The sequence below is a fragment of the Protofrankia sp. Cas4 genome (genome assembly GCF_963555915.1).
In the GTDB taxonomy this organism is placed as follows: Bacteria; Actinomycetota; Actinomycetes; order Frankiales; family Frankiaceae; genus Protofrankia.
The window spans coordinates 21,034-22,332 of the sequence record NZ_CAUVXL010000274.1 but is presented as its reverse complement, the minus strand read 5'-3'; the positions used below and the strand labels follow the sequence as shown (position 1 = coordinate 22,332).

Below are 1,299 nucleotides of genomic sequence, written 5' to 3'. Positions count from 1 at the left end.
GACCCAGACTGCGTGACCGACGCCTTATGGGCTACATGCTGAATCCTGCATTCCGACCGGATGATCGCTCCAGCCCAGGTCGGGGAGGGCCGCATGCGGGAGAAACCCGGTGAAGTGATCGGCGGTGGCGGTCAGCGTCCGGTGGAGATCGTCGGGGTTGTGCTGCCACCAGTCGTTGAGATCCTTCACCCCGACGGGCGGCATGACGGTCAACACGAGGTGACCCTGGTGGGGACATGAGCTTCTGGGTCAGCGCCGCCGAGGATCTCCTCGCGGTGCTGTTCTGGACCGCGGCCCGCACCGGACTGGGCATGGACAGCGTCGTTGGCTGGATCCAGGCCATGGACAAAGACACCGTCACCCGGCTGCTGGCGGCGTTCGCCGCCCAGGTTCCGGGACCCGGCGCTGCGCACCCTCGCGACCGACACACCCGCCGACCTGGATGCCGACACCGACCGCGACACGGACGTCAACGCTGACCATCCACGGTCCGGGTGGTGGCCGCGACTGTCGGCCCTGGGGACACTCGCACCGTCCCGATGGTCACGGCGGGCACGGTGATGACCCGGCCGGTTCCCGGCCACGACGACCCGCCTGCGGACACCCGCGGCGGATGGGTGCCGGCGCGTGACCGCGGCGGGCCGGCGGTGCTGGAGACCACCGACGGCGGCTGGCAGCTCGGCGCCGCCCCGGACACCGGCTGGTGCGTGGCCGTCCACCAGCCCGGACCGCTGAACATGGGCACCCTGTTCGACACCCCGACCGCGATGGTGGTCACCGTGTCCAGCCCGGACCTGGAAGCCCGCCTCGGCTGGATCCTGCCCGACACCGTCCACACCGCGATCCAGTCCGGTCACGCCGTCCTGCCCGCACCGGCGGACTCCACCACCGGACCAACCGGCCGCCGGGTACCGGAACCGCTGGAACTACTGGAATCGGACGACAGCCGGCGGCCCGCCCCGTCCCATCGGGTACACATTCCTGGCCGTCCGGTCGACACCTACCGGCGGGCGCTGGCCGGCTCCCGGGTGCTGCAGCCCTGGGTGCTGGACAGCCTGGAAAACCCCGCCGACCACTACCGGATCGTCAGCCCCGCTCACGCGGTCACCGCCACGCTGCTCCCCGGACGCTGGCCTGGACGGTGACCACCCGGGGTGTCCGCTGCCGTACCGGACGACCATCAGCTACCTCACCGACGACGGCGACCTGCGCACCGGGGAAACGATCCGCGCCGTCCCCACCGCCGACGGCCACCCCTACGACGTCCGGTTCCCCGACACACCACACACGCTCGTCGCA

The 1,299-nt window shown here is 71.3% G+C and carries 3 protein-coding genes and 1 pseudogene; 3 read left to right on the top strand and 1 reads right to left on the bottom strand.

Going from position 1 to position 1,299, the window contains the following annotated elements; translation table 11 throughout:
* Window positions 1-93 precede the first annotated feature (93 nt).
* The 3 genes from U9979_RS24975 to U9979_RS24965 are packed head-to-tail and all read left to right on the top strand — an operon-like array spanning window position 94 to window position 1,145.
* Window positions 94-240, top strand: coding sequence for a hypothetical protein (locus U9979_RS24975; protein WP_322781212.1), 147 nt, complete (start codon window positions 94-96; stop codon window positions 238-240).
* Complete coding sequence (locus U9979_RS24970; protein WP_322781211.1) at window positions 237-479, top strand: hypothetical protein; 243 nt, start codon at window positions 237-239, stop codon at window positions 477-479. The genes U9979_RS24975 and U9979_RS24970 overlap by 4 nt, the downstream gene beginning before the upstream one ends.
* An 18-nt stretch (window positions 480-497) precedes the next feature.
* Window positions 498-1,145 (top strand): hypothetical protein, encoded by a 648-nt coding sequence (locus U9979_RS24965; protein ID WP_322781210.1) that lies wholly within the window; start codon window positions 498-500, stop codon window positions 1,143-1,145.
* On the opposite strand, the pseudogene U9979_RS24960 reads toward U9979_RS24965, so the two are convergent.
* A pseudogene (locus U9979_RS24960) lies at window positions 1,105-1,299 on the bottom strand (hypothetical protein); the annotation flags it as partial. The gene U9979_RS24965 and the pseudogene U9979_RS24960 sit on opposite strands and share 41 nt — an antisense overlap.